Annotated in this window: 14 protein-coding genes; 9 read left to right on the top strand and 5 right to left on the bottom strand. The window is 70.1% G+C overall.

What is annotated here, in order from left to right; all coding sequences use genetic code 11:
- Positions 1 to 78 precede the first annotated feature (78 nt).
- The gene (locus ACRX5W_RS07220) at positions 79 to 1023 is read right to left on the bottom strand and encodes a ribonuclease Z (RefSeq protein ID WP_436787100.1); all 945 of its coding nucleotides are present in this window, start codon (positions 1021 to 1023) and stop codon (positions 79 to 81) included.
- A gap of 76 nt (positions 1024 to 1099) precedes the next feature.
- On the opposite strand from ACRX5W_RS07220, the gene ACRX5W_RS07215 reads away from it, so the two are divergent.
- Entirely contained in the window at positions 1100 to 1393 is a 294-nt protein-coding gene (locus tag ACRX5W_RS07215; protein ID WP_436787099.1) for a VOC family protein, read from the top strand.
- 31 nt (positions 1394 to 1424) lie between these two features.
- On the opposite strand, the gene ACRX5W_RS07210 is transcribed toward ACRX5W_RS07215, so the two are convergent.
- The 4 genes from ACRX5W_RS07210 to hrcA all read right to left on the bottom strand — a co-directional run bounded on the left by ACRX5W_RS07210 (position 1425) and on the right by hrcA (position 4798).
- Entirely contained in the window at positions 1425 to 1787 is a 363-nt protein-coding gene (locus ACRX5W_RS07210; RefSeq protein WP_436787098.1) for a histidine triad nucleotide-binding protein, read from the bottom strand.
- 50 nt (positions 1788 to 1837) lie between these two features.
- A complete protein-coding gene (locus ACRX5W_RS07205; RefSeq protein WP_436787097.1) occupies positions 1838 to 2578 on the bottom strand; it encodes a 16S rRNA (uracil(1498)-N(3))-methyltransferase in 741 nt (246 codons plus the stop codon).
- A gap of 72 nt (positions 2579 to 2650) precedes the next feature.
- Positions 2651 to 3781 carry a molecular chaperone DnaJ gene (dnaJ, locus tag ACRX5W_RS07200; protein ID WP_436787096.1) on the bottom strand — a complete coding sequence of 377 codons (1131 nt, stop codon included), beginning with the start codon at positions 3779 to 3781 and terminating at the stop codon, positions 2651 to 2653.
- Positions 3782 to 4798, bottom strand: coding sequence for a heat-inducible transcriptional repressor HrcA (hrcA, locus tag ACRX5W_RS07195; protein ID WP_436787095.1), 1017 nt, complete (start codon positions 4796 to 4798; stop codon positions 3782 to 3784).
- A gap of 161 nt (positions 4799 to 4959) precedes the next feature.
- On the opposite strand from hrcA, the gene ACRX5W_RS07190 reads away from it, so the two are divergent.
- From ACRX5W_RS07190 to ACRX5W_RS07155, 8 genes are all read left to right on the top strand, one after another.
- Entirely contained in the window at positions 4960 to 5835 is an 876-nt protein-coding gene (locus tag ACRX5W_RS07190; RefSeq protein WP_436787094.1) for an MBL fold metallo-hydrolase, read from the top strand.
- A gap of 37 nt (positions 5836 to 5872) precedes the next feature.
- Positions 5873 to 6715 carry a DUF3097 family protein gene (locus tag ACRX5W_RS07185; protein WP_436787093.1) on the top strand — a complete coding sequence of 281 codons (843 nt, stop codon included), beginning with the start codon at positions 5873 to 5875 and terminating at the stop codon, positions 6713 to 6715.
- A gap of 151 nt (positions 6716 to 6866) precedes the next feature.
- Entirely contained in the window at positions 6867 to 6935 is a 69-nt protein-coding gene (locus tag ACRX5W_RS07180) for a putative leader peptide (RefSeq protein ID WP_436787508.1), read from the top strand.
- A 174-nt stretch (positions 6936 to 7109) separates the two neighbouring features.
- Positions 7110 to 8684 carry an ABC transporter substrate-binding protein gene (locus ACRX5W_RS07175; RefSeq protein WP_436787092.1) on the top strand — a complete coding sequence of 525 codons (1575 nt, stop codon included), beginning with the start codon at positions 7110 to 7112 and terminating at the stop codon, positions 8682 to 8684.
- 16 nt (positions 8685 to 8700) lie between these two features.
- Positions 8701 to 9645: an ABC transporter permease gene (locus ACRX5W_RS07170; protein ID WP_436787507.1), complete on the top strand. Its 945-nt coding sequence runs from the start codon at positions 8701 to 8703 to the stop codon at positions 9643 to 9645.
- 6 nt (positions 9646 to 9651) lie between these two features.
- Positions 9652 to 10521 carry an ABC transporter permease gene (locus ACRX5W_RS07165; RefSeq protein WP_436787091.1) on the top strand — a complete coding sequence of 290 codons (870 nt, stop codon included), beginning with the start codon at positions 9652 to 9654 and terminating at the stop codon, positions 10519 to 10521.
- Entirely contained in the window at positions 10518 to 12464 is a 1947-nt protein-coding gene (locus tag ACRX5W_RS07160; RefSeq protein WP_436787090.1) for an ABC transporter ATP-binding protein, read from the top strand. Before ACRX5W_RS07165 ends, ACRX5W_RS07160 begins: the two co-directional genes overlap by 4 nt.
- 11 nt (positions 12465 to 12475) lie before the next feature.
- The gene (locus ACRX5W_RS07155) at positions 12476 to 14809 is read left to right on the top strand and encodes an arylsulfatase (protein ID WP_436787089.1); all 2334 of its coding nucleotides are present in this window, start codon (positions 12476 to 12478) and stop codon (positions 14807 to 14809) included.
- Positions 14810 to 14912 lie beyond the last annotated feature (103 nt).

Raw genomic sequence — 14912 nt, 5'->3', positions numbered from 1 at the left:
TGCTCGGGTGATGGTTGTTTCCTGCGGCAATGGTAGCTCTTCGCCCTTGACGGGCTCGTGGTCTTTTCCGCCCGATGATCATGACTTCCCCGTCTCTCCCCGAGCGGACCGGAGCCGTTTCGGGACCGGGATGCGGTCGAGGTCGGCGGCGACCGCGATCTCACCGTCGAAGTGCTCGCGGGCCTCCGCGAGAAAGGCCTGCGGGTCGTTGTAGCGCTGCGAGAAGTGCGTCAGGACGAGCAGGCGCACGCCGGCGTCCCGGGCCGTTGCGGCGGCCTCGGCCGCGGTCATGTGGCCGTGTGTGCGCGCGAGGTCGGCCTCGGCGTCCAAGAACGTTGATTCGCACACGAACATGTCGGCGCCTTCGGCGAGTTCGGCGACGGCGTCGCAGCGGCGGGTGTCCATCACGAAGGCGACTCTTAGGCCCTTGTGTGGTTCGCTGACCTCGTCGAGGCGCACCACGCGGCCGTCGGCCTCGACGGCGCCCTCGCGTTGCAGGCGCCCCACGTCGGGGCCGGCGATGCCGAGTTCGCGCAGGCGTTCGGGCAGCATGCGGCGGCTGTCGGGTTCGACGAGCCGGAAGCCGTACGACTCGACCGGGTGGGAGAGGCGCCGCGCCTCCAAAGTGAGTTCCGGCAGGGGTACGGAGACACTGTCGCCGTCGAGCGGGTGTTCGTGCAGGACGGCTTCCTCGTGGAAGACGCTGGCATGGTGGAGCCGGTCGAAGAACCGCTGCCCGGAAGCCGGGAAGTACGCCGTGACGTCGTGCGCGACCCGGTCGAGGTTGATGCGCTGGATCACCCCGGGCAGTCCCAGGCAGTGGTCGCCGTGGAAGTGCGTGACGCAGATGCGGGTGATGTCGGACGCCGAGACTCCGGCGTACAGCATCTGGCGCTGGGTGCCTTCGCCCGGGTCGAAGAGCAGCCCTTCGCGGTCCCAGCGCAGCAGGTAGCCGTTGTGGTTGCGGTGCCGGGTCGGCGCCTGGCTGGCCGTGCCGAGGACGACGAGTTCGCGGGGTGACATGGCGACCATTGTGCGGACGCGGGAAGTCGGCCGCGCGGGGTTATTCGCCCGCCGAACGCGCCGGTACGCTCGCGCCATGGCCGAGGCGCGGATGCATCTGCTCGTCATCCACACGACGCGGGTCGCCGCGTGCGTCGACTTCTACACCGGGCTGGGCCTGGAGTTCACGCGCGAGCGGCACGGCGAGGGCCCGGAGCACCACGCGGCCGTCCTGGCCGACGGCGGCGTGTTCGAGATTTATCCGGCCACGCCGGCGCGCGTGACCGGGGCCGTACGCCTGGGCTTCACGGTGCACGGTGGTGCGCTGCCGCCGGGTCGGCACGTGGTCCGGGACCCGGACGGCAGAAACGTGGACGTCCGGTCCGTGTGACCGACGCGCCGCGTCGCGCGTGCGTTCCGGCTTATCCGGGCGGCCAGTTGAGGCCGCGGCCGCCGAGCAGGTGTGCGTGGACGTGGAATACCGTCTGCCCGGCCCCGGCGCCGGTGTTGAAGACCAGTCGGTATCCGTTCTCGTCGAGGCCCTCGTCGGCCGCGACGGCGGCCGCCTCGGCGAGGAGCGTGCCGGCCAACTCCGGCTCGATCACGCCCAGTTCGCCGGCGTTCTGGTAATGCGCGCGCGGGATAACCAGGATGTGGACGGGCGCCTGCGGGTTGATGTCGGCGAACGCGATGACGTCCTTCGTCTCGCGTACGACCGTGGCGGGGACGTCGCCCGCGACGATCTTGCAGAACAGGCAGTCCGCCTCGGGTTCCCCGGCCGCCATGTGTACCTCCTCGTGAGTCACGGTTCGGCGCGATGCTATCGGCCGGCGGGTCAGGCCCAGCGCCCCGAACGGGCCATGACCACAGAAGCCGCCGATACTCCCGCCGTGGACGTGCGCAGCACGGTCGGGCCGAGCCGGTAGGCCCCGGCCCCCGCCTCCGCGAACGCCGCCAGCTCCTCCGGCGCGACGCCGCCTTCCGGGCCCACCACCAGCACAAGGTCTCCCTCGCCGGGCACGTCCAGCGCCGCGAGCGGTTCGCTCGCCGCCTCGTGGAGAACACCGGCGAGCGCGGCCGTGCGAAGCAGTTGTGCGACCTGACGGGTCGTCATGAGCTCGGTGACCTCGGGCAGATGCACGCGCCGGGCCTGCTTGCCCGCCTCGCGGGCGGTCGCCCGCCACTTCGCCAGGGACTTGGCACCGCGGTCCCCCCGCCACTGCGTGACGCAGCGCGCGGCCGCCCACGGCACGATCACGTCGACGCCCACTTCGGTCATCGTCTCGACGGCGAGCTCGCCGCGGTCGCCCTTGGGCAACGCCTGCACGAGGACGAGACGCGGCGCGGGCGGCGGTTCCTCGGCGCGCTCAAGGACGTCGACGTGCAAGGTGTCCTTGCCCTCGACGACCGCGACCGTGCCGCGCACGGACAGGCCGTGCCCGTCGGTGAGCACGATGTCCTCGCCGACGGTGAGGCGGCGGACGGTGACGGCGTGCCGTCCCTCGGACCCGTCCAGCACGACCCTGCGACCGGTGCGCAGGGCCGGGTCGTCGCTGAGGAAGACGGGGGCGCTCATGAAGCACTCCGGTGGTTCGTACGGAAGTTCGCGTCCGCGGGACGAAGCCGCCCCGCGCCCCGGCCCTCGCGGCTACCGGCCGTTGAACGCGTCCTTCAAGCGGGAGAACAGCCCTTGCTGGCCCGGTGAGAACTGTCCCTGCGGGCGCTCCTCGGCGCGCAGCTTGGCGAGCCTGCGCAGCAGCTCCTCCTGCTCGGGGTCGAGCTTGGTCGGCGTCTGCACCTCGACGTGCACGATGAGGTCGCCTCTGCCGCCGCCGCGCAGGTGGGTGATGCCTCTGCCGTGCAGCGGGATCGACTGGCCGGACTGGGTGCCCGGTCGGATGTCGATCTCGGCGACGCCGTCCAGGGTCTCCAGCGGAACCTTGGTGCCCAGCGCCGCCGCGGTCATCGGGAGCGTCACCGTGCAGTGCAGGTCGTCGCCGCGCCGCTGGAAGGTGGGGTGCGGAACCTCGGAGATCTCGACGTAAAGGTCACCCGCGGGGCCGCCGCCCGGTCCGACCTCGCCTTCGCCGGCGAGCTGGATGCGGGTGCCGGAGTCGACGCCGGCCGGGATCTTGACGGTAAGTGTGCGCCGCGCCCGGACCCGCCCGTCGCCCGCGCACTCCGGGCACGGGCTCGGCACGACCGTGCCGAAGCCCTGGCACTGCGGACACGGCCGCGACGTCATGACCTGGCCGAGGAAGGACCGGGTGACCTGGCTGACCTCGCCGCGGCCACGGCACATGTCGCAGGTCTGGGCGGTGGTGCCGGGGGCCGCGCCCTCGCCGTTGCACGTGTTGCAGGTGACGGCGGTGTCGACCTGGATCTCCCGGGTCGTGCCGAACGCCGCCTCCTCCAACTGCACCTCGATGCGGATCATGGCGTCCTGGCCGCGCCGCGTCCGCGAGCGCGGTCCGCGCTGGCTGGCCTGGCCGAAGAACGCGTCCATGATGTCGCTGAAGCCGAAGCCCGCGCCGAAGCCGCCTCCGGCGCCGGCGGCCGGGTTCCCGAGCGGGTCGCCGCCGAGGTCGTACATCTGGCGCTTCTGCGGATCGGACAGGACCTCGTAGGCCGCGTTGATCTCCTTGAAGCGCTCCTGCGTCTTCGGGTCCGGATTCACATCCGGGTGAAGTTCGCGGGCCAGGCGGCGGAAGGCCTTCTTGATCTCCTCAGGCGTGGCATCGCGCCGAACACCCAGGACTTCGTAGTAATCAGTGGTCAACTACGACTCCGCGAGAATCTGTCCGACGTACCGTGCCACGGCGCGTACCGCTCCCATCGTTCCGGGGTAGTCCATCCTGGTCGGCCCGAGCACGCCGAGTTTGGCGAGGGCTTCGTCGCCGCTGCCGTACCCGACGGACACCACCGAGGTGGCGGCCAGCCCTTCGTGCATGTTCTCGTGCCCGATACGCACCACCATCGCCGGCTCGGTGGCCTCACCGAGCAGACGCAGGAGCACGACGTGCTCCTCCAGGGCTTCGAGCACCGGGCGGATCGTCATCGGGAAATCGGTGCCGAACCGGGTGAGGTTGGCGGTTCCCGCGAGGACGACTCGTTCTTCCTGCTGCTCCACCAGGGTATCGAGCAATGTGGCCAGGACGGTGGTGACGATCGGCCGGTCCTCGGCGGTGAAGGACTCGCCGAGGTCCTGGACGAGTTGCGCGACGTCGGCGAAGCGCTTGCCGACCACGATGCTGTTGATGCGGGCGCGCAGATCGGCGAGGAGGTTCTCGCCGACCGGTTCGGGGCCCTCGATGACGCGCTGCTCGACCCGGCCGGTGTTGGTGATGAGGACGAGCATGATCCGCGTCGGGGCGAGTGTGAGCAACTCGACGTGGCGGATCGTGGAGCGGGTCAGCGACGGGTACTGCACGACCGCGACCTGGTGGGTGAGCTGCGCGAGCAGGCGGACGGTGCGTCCCACGACGTCGTCGAGGTCGACGGCGCCGTCCAGGAAGAGCTGGATCGCACGGCGCTCCGGAGTGGAGAGGGGCTTGATCCCGGCGAGCCGGTCGACGAAGAGCCGGTAGCCCTTGTCGGTGGGTACGCGCCCCGCGCTGGTGTGAGGCTGGGCGATGTAGCCCTCTTCCTCCAACGCCGCCATGTCGTTGCGGATCGTCGCCGGGGACACCCCGAGGTTGTGCCGTTCCGCGAGCGCCTTCGATCCGACGGGCTCATGGGTGGCGACGTAGTCCTGCACGATGGCGCGCAACACGTCGAGCTTGCGGTCGTCGAGCACCTGCGCACCTCCCTGACCTGCCTGGCACTCGTCTGCCTGGAGTGCCAGTGTACGGTGACGCCGTTCGGTCCGTACCCTGCCGTCTGTGCAAGGGTCGACGGATGGTACATGCGGAACACATCGGCTGTGACCCCTGGCGGCCTGTCGGACCAGGCGTTTTCGTGGCGCAGGTGCCCGCGCTGAAGCTGAATGTGACCGCTGTCGCGGGGCGCGACGGCTTCGCGCTGATCGACACCGGCTCGTACGAGCGCGAGACGCGTCTGCTGCTCGCCGGGCTTGCGGCGGCCCTGGAGGCGCACGACCTGCCGTACCGCGCGCTGGCCGTGGTCAACACGCACGGTCACTTCGACCACTGCTACGGCAACGCCGAGGTTCTGCGGCAGTTTCCGGACGCGTGTGTGATCGGTCACGAAGCACTGCCGGACTATCTGCGGATCCGGGGCGAAGAGGGACGCACCGACGCTGTGCGCTTCGGGATGCCGGAGGCGGACATGGCCGCCGTGCGGATCGTGCCGCCGACCCGGCTGGTCACCCGCGGAGGAGCCGAGGTGTACGCGGTGGGCAGTGACCGGTCGCTGGTGCTGGAGGCGGTCCCGGACGGGGCGCACACCTGCGCCGATCTTGTGGTGTACGTGCCGCACTGCGGCCTCGTGGTGGCCGGCGACCTGGTCGAGCAGTCGGGGCCGCCGGCCTGTGGCCCCGACTCGTTTCCGTTCACGTGGCCGGACGCGATCCGCGGGGCGCTGGACATCGCTTGCCTGGCGGCGGGCGACGCGGACGGGCCGGACGACACGGGCGGGGTCCGGGGCGTTCTCCCGGGCCACGGCGAGATGGTCGACACCGTGTTCGCCGACGAACAGCGACGCGAGATCGCCGGTGTGGCCGCCGAGATACGGCGCTGGCACGCCCGGGGGCGCTCGGTCGAGGAGGCCGTGGCACGCGGTGCCTGGCCGTGGGACGCCCCTGCGGTCACCGCCGCCGTGACGCGCGGCTATCACCTGCTGGACCTCGCCCCGGGTTCCGCCCGGCGCGCCTGAACGGGTGAACGCGGGCGGCCCGCTAGCGTCGTCTGCCATGCGCAGCAGGAGTTACGGCCCCGACCTGACCCCGCCGTGGAAGAAGCCCGCGCCCGTTCCCGAGGTCGAGGCCGTCCGGGATCTGGTGGTCGAAGAGGTGGAGACGGGGTTCTGCGGTGCCGTCGTGCGTGTGGAGAAGACCCCGGAGGGCTTCACGGTGACGCTGGAGGACCGGCACGGCGCCCACCGGGTGTTCCCGATGGAGCCGCGCGGCTTCATGGTCGACGGGGTCGTGGTGACGCTGGTGCGGCCGGTGGTCTCGCACACGGCTCCGACCCGCTCGGCGCGGACGGCTTCGGGCTCGCTCGCGGTGCCGGACGCCCGCGCGCGAGTGGCCCGGGCCGGGCGCATCTACGTCGAAGGGCGGCACGACGCCGAGCTCGTCGAGCGGGTGTGGGGAGACGACCTGCGCATCGAGGGCGTCGTGGTGGAGTGTCTGGAGGGCGTGGACCATCTCCCGGACGTCGTACGCGAGTTCCGCCCCGGACCGGGACGGCGGCTGGGCGTGCTGGTCGACCACTTGGTGCCGGGGTCGAAGGAGAACCGCATCGCCGCCGAGGTGGCGGGCGGGCCATACGGCGGTGATGTGCTGGTCACCGGGCACCCGTTCGTCGACATCTGGCAGGCCGTCAAACCGTCGGTGCTGGGGATCGCGGCGTGGCCGGATGTGCCGCGCGGTGTGGCGTGGAAGGACGGCGTCAACGCGGGGCTCGGGCGTACGACGTGCACGGGCGAGACGTGGCGGTGGATTCTCGGGCATGTGGCGTCGTTCCGGGATCTGGAGCCGGCGCTGCTGGGCCGGGTGGAAGAGCTGATCGATTTCGTGACCGCGCCGGAGTGAAGAGCCGGCGGGAAAACGCGCGTTGCCGCGAGAACGGCGTTACGGACACGAACTCCCTTTGCGCAATAACTTGTTAACAAGTGTCCACTTGGCAAGACATCATTGACCGGATTCGCCCGCTCCTGCCAAAGTCGTGCCCGTGAGTTCGGACATGGCCCTCGTTTCGCGCCGCCACATCGACTTCTGTCGTGTCGCGGGCGCCATCTGTGCCGTCCGCTGATCTTCACCTTCTTTTCGCCCGGGATCACGGTCCGGCGGCGCATTGCCCCGGCCGTCGTACTTGATTTCCCCGGCATTCGCGTCTGACGTACCCCCACATCGCTTCCGCTCGCGGCCGATTCCGTGCCGTGCGTGCGTATTCCCCTGCCTCGAATCAGTCCAGAGGAGTTTTGCCATGCCTGCTGTTCCTTCCCTCGACACCAGCCGCCGGACCGTTCTGCGCGCCGCCGGGGCCGGCGCTGTCCTGCTGGCGTCGGCCGGATGCAAGTCGGCCGTGGACGAGAACACGAACCCGGCAGGAGGTGGGTCGAGCGGAACCCCGAAGAGAGGCGGGACTCTTCAGATAGGCAGCATGGTGGACTTCACGCCCGCGCTGCTCTTCACCCAGAACTCCTTCTCCGTTCTTTCGCGACTGGTCTTCAACACGCTGACCGCATACGACCGGAACTTGGTTCCGCAGCCGCAATTGGCGAAGTCGTGGCAGGTCGCGCCGGACGGCACAAGCGTCACCTTCCAACTGCGCGAGAACGTCAGATTCCACTCCGGGCGGCCGTTCACGTCCGAGGACGTCGTGTTCGCGATCAACAATCTGAAGGAGGCCAAGCGCAGCGCCCAGTTGCGGGCGACGGCCGCCGTGGTCTCCGACTTCACGGTGACGAGCCCGACCGAGCTGACGCTGCGGCTCGCACACCCGGTGAGCAATCTCTTCGACCTGTTCGAATTCATGATCATCACTGACCGGGAGACCGTCGAAGAGGCGGTGACCGGCAAGAAGTTGATCGGCACCGGTCCGTTCGTCTTCAAGACCTGGACGCCTGGCGCGTCGCTGTCGTTCTCCCGGAACCCGGAGTACTTCGTCCCGGAGCGGCCGTACTTCGACGGCGTGGAGGTACGGATCTTCCCGCAGGCGGAATCGCTCCTGTCCGCACTGCGCAGCAAGCAGATCCAGTTGGCGTCCGGCCTCTCCGGCCGGGACATCGCACCGATCAAATCCGACAACCAGTTCGCGATCCAGGAGTTCGACACCGGCGGCGGGGCGACCTACGTCGGCGTCAACGTGAGCGTTCCCCCGCTCCAGGACAAGCGCATCCGCCAGGCGATCTCGTACGCGATCAACCGCCGGCGGATCGTGGAACAGGCGTTCGGCGGCTATGGATTCGCATCGTCGGCGCCGTGGCCCAAGTCGTCCCCGGCCTACTCGGAGGCCACGGCCAAGCGCTACCCCTACGACCCGGCGCGCGCGAAGGCGCTGCTGGCCGAGGCCGGTGCGACGAGCCTGGACCTGCCGCTCGGGTTCCTGAGCACTGCGCCGGCGGTCGGCCAGATGGTGCAGTTCGACCTGGAGCAGATCGGTATCAAGACGACGCTCGAACCGATGGAGCCGGCGCAGTTCCAGACGCGGCTGATCGGCCAGACGCTGCCGGCGTTGTGGACCGGCCAGCACGGGTTCGCGCAGGTGCACCCGTCGACCTTGGCGGTCAGCGCGTACCCGTTCAACGAGGCGAAGAACTCCTCGAAGTTCTCCGACCCGGGCTACACCGAGATCGTCCAGCGGGCCTGGCGGCAGGTGGATCCGAACGGTCCGGTGGCCAAGGCCGCGTACCAGGACCTGAGCGAGGTGCTGCTGGACCAGCAGTTCGTGATCGACCTGGTGGTGCTCGCGAACCTGCATGCCACGACGTCGAACCTGCAAGGCGTCGCGCAGAACGAGTTCTCGGCGCTCGACCTCGACAACGCGTACCTCGCGTGACGGGCGGGCCGTGACCATGACGAAGTACCTGCTGCGACGGCTGCCCTCGGCGTTCGGGGTGCTGCTGCTCGCGTCCTTCGTGATCTTCCTCATCCTGCGCGCGGTGCCGGGCGATCCGGCCGAACAACTGGCGGGGAACGACCCGTCGCAGGAGGCCGTCGACGCCATCCGCCGGGATCTCGGCCTCGATGGGCCGCTGCTCGCCCAATACGGCACCTGGCTGGCCGACTTGGTGCGCGGCGATCTGGGGACCTCCTACATGATCGGCGGCTCGGTCTCCGACCTGCTCGGCCAGCGTCTCGGCAACACGCTCGAACTCACCGCGGGCTCCCTGGTGTTCAGCCTCACGCTCGGCCTCGCCCTGGGCATCGCAGGAGTCACCGTCAAGAACCGGTTCGGGCAGACACTGTTGTCCGCGATCAACTCGGTCTCGCTGATCGTGCCGCCTTATGTGAGCGGTTTCTTGTTGGTGTTCGTGTTCGCGATCGCGTGGCCGGTGCTGCCCGCCGGCGGGCATGTGTCGGTCTTCGACGACCCGCAAATCGGTTTCCAGTACCTGCTGATGCCGGCTCTCGTCCTGGCCCTGCCGTCGGCGGCGGTGCTTGCGCGGTACGTCAAGGACGGCCTGCAACAAGCGCTCGGCGAGGACTACGCGCGCACCGCGAAGTCGCTCGGTGTCGCACCCCGCCGCATTCTGTGGCGCCACGCGCTGCCGAACGCCCTGCCGCCCGTGCTCACGGTCCTCGGCATGCAGATCGGCGTCCTGATCGGCGGAGCGGTGATCATCGAGGCGGTCTTCGCGTGGCCCGGCCTCGGGCTGCTCGCCGAACAAGCCGTCACGGAGCGCGACTATCCGGTGATCCAGGCGGTACTGCTGTTCCTGGTCGCCGTGTTCGTCGTCGTGCAACTGCTGACCGACCTCGCGTACGCACTCATCGACCCGCGCGTCCGGCTGGGGTGACCGATCATGGCGACCGAAGTTCTCACCCCCCTTCCCGTGGCCGCACCGAAAACGCGGCGGGTACACAACCGTTATCTGCGCGGGCTCCTGACACCGCGCGGAGTCACCGGCCTCACGCTGGTGGGCGTCATCCTGCTCGCGGGGCTCGCCGCGCCCCTGCTGACCTCGCACGACCCGAACTTCCAGTCGGCGGCCGCACTCGCGGGCCCGGGGTCGGACGGCCACGTGTGGGGCACCGACGACCTGGGCCGTGACCTGCTGAGCCGGATCCTGTACGGCATCCGCACCGACCTGCTCGTGGTGCTCGCCGCCGTACCGATCGGTCTGGCGATCGGCTGCTCGCTGGCGCTGCTCGCCATCACGCACCGGGTCGCCGACGTCGCGGTGCAGCGGTTGTTCGACCTGCTCCAGTCGTTCCCCGGCCTCATCCTGGGCCTGACGATCACCGCGATCATGGGCCCGGGCAAGGTGACCATCATCACGGTCATCGCGCTCGTGGAGATCCCGGCGTTCGGCCGGCTGCTGCGCGGCGCGATCCTGCTCCACCGCGAACGCGAGTACGCCGTGGCCGCCCGCGTCGGCGGCGCCGGGCCGCTACGGCTGCTGACCCGGCACGTGCTGCCGAACGCGGCGGACCCCGTCGTCGTGCAGATCGCGGTGTCGATGTCGATCGCGGTGATCCTCGAAGGCGCGATGAGCTTCATCGGCATCGGGGTCCGGCCGCCCGATCCGTCGCTGGGCGGAATCCTCGCCTCGTCGCGGCCCTATCTGGAGGACCACTTCACCTACGCTCTCGGCCCCCTCGTCGTGATCACGGCGCTGGTCGTGGGGCTCAACCTGATCGCCGAAGCACTGAACCGGGGAGCGCGACGATGACCATATCGACCGAGAAGCGGGAGACCGGCACGACGGGCACCGGGCGGAACGACCGGGCACGTCCCGATCGGGTGCGCGAACTCCCCTCCAACCCGCCTCTGTTGCGGGTCCGCGACCTGCACGTCACGTTTGATTCCGAGCGCGGTCCCGTCCACGCCGTGCGCGGCGTCGACTTCGACCTCGCGCGCGGCGAAACCCTCGCCATCGTCGGCGAGTCCGGGTCCGGGAAATCGACCACGGCGCTGGCGCTGACGCGCATGCTGCCGGACGCCGGGCGAATCAGTGAGGGCGCGGTCCTCCTGGACGACGGCCCGGACGGCCCGCTCGATCTGGCGGGCGCGACCGAGGCCGACCTGCGGCAGGTGCGCGGGGCCCGAATCGGCATGATCTTCCAGGACCCGATGACGTCGCTGAACCCGCTGCTGACCGTCGGCCGCCACCTCGACGAGGCGATGCGCGCGCACGGGGTGCGCGACAGACGCCGACGCGTCGAACGCGCGGTCGAACTCCTCGACCTGGTCGGCATCCCCGAGCCGGCGAAGCGCATGCGCGACCATCCGCACCAGTTCTCCGGCGGCATGCGGCAGCGCGTCATGATCGCGCTCGCACTGGCCAACGAGCCGGACATCCTGCTGGCCGACGAGCCGACCACCGCGCTCGATCCGACCGTGCAGGCGCAGATCCTCGACCTGCTCGACCGGCTCGCCCGCGAGCTCGGCACCGCCACCGTACTGATCACCCACAACATGGGCGTGGTGGCCCGCTCGGCGGCCCGCGTGCTGGTGCTGTACGGCGGCAAGGTGGTCGAACACGGTCCCACCGCCGATGTCCTGGCCGCGCCGCAACACCCCTACACGGCAGGTCTGTTGCGCGCGGTACCGCGTCTGAACGCGCCTTACGGGCAGCGCCTGCACGGCATCCCGGGGGCACCGCCCGACCTGGCGTCACCGCCGATCGGTTGCGCGTTCGCCGAGCGCTGCCCGCTCGCGACCGACCGGTGCCACACCGAGCAGCCCCCGGCGCGCGAAACGGGCGGGCGTAGGGTCGCCTGCTGGGTGTCCGACGGGCCGGTGCCGGTCGAGGTCGCCGCACCGGGCGCTGCCCCGGCCGTGATCGCGTCCGCCGCCGGGGTGCCGGGCCAGGAGGACTCGGCACCGGTCGTCTCGGTCCGGTCGTTGGGCAAGGTCTTCCGGTCGCGCCGCAACCGCGTCGTCGCGCTCGACGACGTGTCGCTGGACCTCGCGCGCGGCGAAACCCTGGGTGTGGTCGGCGAGTCCGGGTCCGGCAAGTCGACGCTGGTGCGCACGCTCGTCGGGGTGCACCCGGCAACGAGCGGACGCATCCTGTTCGAGGGCCGCGACGTGACACATCCGTCGCGGACCGACCTTCGGACACTGCGGCGGCGCGTGCAGATGGTCTTCCAGGACCCGTACGCGTCTCTCAACCCGCGCATGACGGTCGGCGCGATCATCGCCGACCCGCTCGTCTCCCAGGGCATCGGCACGTCGGCCGAGCACCGCCGGCGTGTGGCCGAACTCCTGGAAAGGGTCGGCCTGGATCCGGCGGCGGCCGACCGCTATCCGCGCGACTTCTCCGGCGGTCAGCGCCAGCGCATCGGCATCGCCAGGGCGCTCGCGCCCGAGCCGGCCGTGCTGATCTGCGACGAGCCGGTCTCCGCGCTGGACGTGTCGGTCCAGGCGCAGGTCGTCAACCTGCTCGCCGACCTCCAGACCGAACTGGGCCTGTCGATGATCTTCATCGCCCACGACCTGGCGGTGGTCCGGCAGATCTCGCACCGCATCGCGGTCATGCGCGCCGGCCAGGTCGTGGAGACCGGGCCCGCCGAGGAGCTGTGCGCCAACCCGCAACACCCTTACACACGCGGGCTGTTGGCGGCCGTCCCCAGCCCCGTGCCGAACACCGTCGCCGCAGCCGCCGCATAAGGAGAAGACCGATGACCACTGTGGACAACGCGCGGCGACGGGACCCGTACGCCGGTTTCGCCGGCCGCGCCGGACGCACATTCGCCGAATCCGAACCCGCGTGGGAGCCCAAGACGAAGGCCCGGCCCGGCGCGCCGAACATCGTCGTGGTGCTGATCGACGACATGGGCTACAGCGACATCGGCCCGTTCGGTTCGGAGATCGCGACGCCGACACTCGACCGGCTCGCCGAACGCGGTGTTCGGCTGACGAACTACCACACCATGCCGCTGTGCTCGCCCGCCCGGGCCGCGCTGCTGACCGGCCTGAACCCGCACCGCGTCGGCTACTCGTTCGTCGCGAACGCCGACCCCGGCTTTCCCGGCTACGCGATGGAGATCGCCGACGACATCCCCACGCTGCCACAGCTCCTGCACGACGCGGGCTACGCGACGTTCGCGGTCGGCAAGTGGCACCTGGTGCGCGACTCGGCGTCCAACGCGGCCGACAACCGCCGCAACTGGCCGCTGCAGAAGGGCTTCGACCGCTACTACGGCGTGCTGGAGGGGCTGACAAGCCTGTTCCACCCGCACCAACTCGTCCGCGACAACAGCCCGCTGGACATCGAGGAACTCCCGTCCGACTACTACTACACCGACGACATCACCGACGAAGCGATCGGCATGATCAAGTCGTTGCGTGCACACGACGCCGACAAGCCGTTCTTCCTGTACGTCGCGCACAACGCGGTGCACGGACCGCTCCAGGCCAAGCAGGCCGACATCGAGCGGCAGCGCGGCCGTTATGACGGCGGCTGGGACGCGCTGCGCGACACGCGCTTCGCGAAGCAGATCACCGACGGGCTCTTCCCCGACGGGACGCGTCTGCCCAGGCGCAACTTCGAGAAGGGCCACGAGGTCGGCCCGTGGGACGAACTTCCGCCGCAGAAGCGCGAGTTGTACGCGCGCTACATGGAGGTCTACGCGGCGATGGTCGACAACATCGACCAGAACCTCGGCCGCCTGACCGCGACGCTCGAAGAACTCGGCGAACTCGACAACACCGTCATTGTGTTCACCTCGGACAACGGCGGCACCGGGGAAGGGGGCGCCGAGGGAACACGTGCGTACTTCAAGCGGTTCGTCCACCATCCCGGGCTGCCCGATGAATGGAACGGCGACGTCGACCGCGAACTCGGCCTGGTCGGCGGCCCGCGCAGCCTGATCCACTACCCGCGCGGCTGGGGCATGGCGTCCAACACGCCGTTCCGGCTCTACAAGGGCCAGACGTACGCGGGCGGTGTGCGGGTGCCGTTCGTGCTGTCGTGGCCCGCCGGGCTGCCGCGCGCCGGCGGGGACAGCGGCGTGCGCGACCAGTACCAGTACGTCACCGACCTGTTGCCCACGTTGCTCGAACTCGCCGGTGTGAAAAGGCCTAAGACACGGAACGGAAAACCGACGCAGGAACCGGACGGCGAGGCGTTCACCGACGTTCTCCGGTCGTCGGCGGCGGTGTCGCGGCACACCGAGCAGTACAGCGAGATGTCCGGCAACCGCAGCTACTACCGGCACCCCTACAAGCTGGTGACGCAGCATCAGCTCGGGACGCCGTACGACGACGGCGAGTGGGCGTTGTACGACATCGTCCGCGACCCGACCGAGATCGACGACCTCGCCGCCGAACACCCGGGCGTGGTGAAGGAGTTGTCGGAGGCGTGGGAAGCCGCCGCGTGGCGCAACGGCGTGTTCCCGCTCGCGGACGCGAGCGGCGCGCTGGCCTTCCGCCATCCCGACGAGGAGGAACTGCGCAAACCGGTCCGGATCCTTGCGGGAACACCGGAGCTGGAGCGCTACCGCTCGGCGAAGCTCGTGTCGTTCCGCGATTTCTCGGCGTTGATCGAGGTCGACGACCACGGACCCGACGACGCGGGGGTGCTGCTGTCGCACGGCGACCAGGGCGGCGGTTACAGCGTCTACGTCGAGGACGGCCATCTGTGGTTCGCCTACAACGAGTACGGCGTCCTCCACGAGGGCGACGCCGGCCCGCTCTCCCCCGGCCCGCACACGGTGGCCCTGCGCGCGGCCACACGCCCGCGGTTCCGCTGGGACTTCGCCGTCGCGGTGGACGACGAGGACGTGGCCTGGCTGGAAGGCGTGCACCTGCTGATCGGCATGGCCCCGCTCCAGGGCATCAGCGTCGGCGTGGACCGCAAGTCCCCGGTGTCGTGGCCGGTGTACGAGCGGCACGGCGCGTTCCGGTACTCGGGCACGCTGCGGGCGGTCACCTACACCCCCGGGGCACCGGCCGCGTACGACCCGGAAACGGTTCTGCGGACGCTCCGCGACGCGGCGGCGACCTATGAGTAGGCCCAACGTGGTCGTCGTGCCGACCGACCGGCCGACCGCAACGGCCTCCGTCCTGGCCCCGAAGTAACGTCGCGACGACGTTGCGGGGGCGTCGCGCTCCCGG

Origin of the sequence: Yinghuangia sp. YIM S10712, assembly GCF_051388935.1 — a bacterium.
GTDB lineage: Bacteria > Actinomycetota > Actinomycetes > Streptomycetales > Streptomycetaceae > Yinghuangia.
The sequence above is the reverse complement of the archived record's forward strand: the minus strand, read 5'-3'. Positions and strand labels throughout refer to the sequence as shown.

What these genes read in the sequence shown, in the direction of transcription:
- ACRX5W_RS07155 (WP_436787089.1), top strand. Translation starts at nt 12,476, where the DNA reads ATGACCACTGTGGACAACGCGCGGCGACGGGACCCGTACGCCGGTTTC.
- ACRX5W_RS07205 (WP_436787097.1), bottom strand. Translation starts at nt 2,578, where the DNA reads ATGAGCGCCCCCGTCTTCCTCAGCGACGACCCGGCCCTGCGCACCGGT.
- ACRX5W_RS07185 (WP_436787093.1), top strand. Translation starts at nt 5,873, where the DNA reads ATGCGCAGCAGGAGTTACGGCCCCGACCTGACCCCGCCGTGGAAGAAG.
- ACRX5W_RS07160 (WP_436787090.1), top strand. Translation starts at nt 10,518, where the DNA reads ATGACCATATCGACCGAGAAGCGGGAGACCGGCACGACGGGCACCGGG.
- ACRX5W_RS07220 (WP_436787100.1), bottom strand. Translation starts at nt 1,023, where the DNA reads ATGTCACCCCGCGAACTCGTCGTCCTCGGCACGGCCAGCCAGGCGCCG.
- ACRX5W_RS07165 (WP_436787091.1), top strand. Translation starts at nt 9,652, where the DNA reads ATGGCGACCGAAGTTCTCACCCCCCTTCCCGTGGCCGCACCGAAAACG.
- ACRX5W_RS07175 (WP_436787092.1), top strand. Translation starts at nt 7,110, where the DNA reads ATGCCTGCTGTTCCTTCCCTCGACACCAGCCGCCGGACCGTTCTGCGC.
- ACRX5W_RS07210 (WP_436787098.1), bottom strand. Translation starts at nt 1,787, where the DNA reads ATGGCGGCCGGGGAACCCGAGGCGGACTGCCTGTTCTGCAAGATCGTC.
- ACRX5W_RS07215 (WP_436787099.1), top strand. Translation starts at nt 1,100, where the DNA reads ATGGCCGAGGCGCGGATGCATCTGCTCGTCATCCACACGACGCGGGTC.
- ACRX5W_RS07170 (WP_436787507.1), top strand. Translation starts at nt 8,701, where the DNA reads ATGACGAAGTACCTGCTGCGACGGCTGCCCTCGGCGTTCGGGGTGCTG.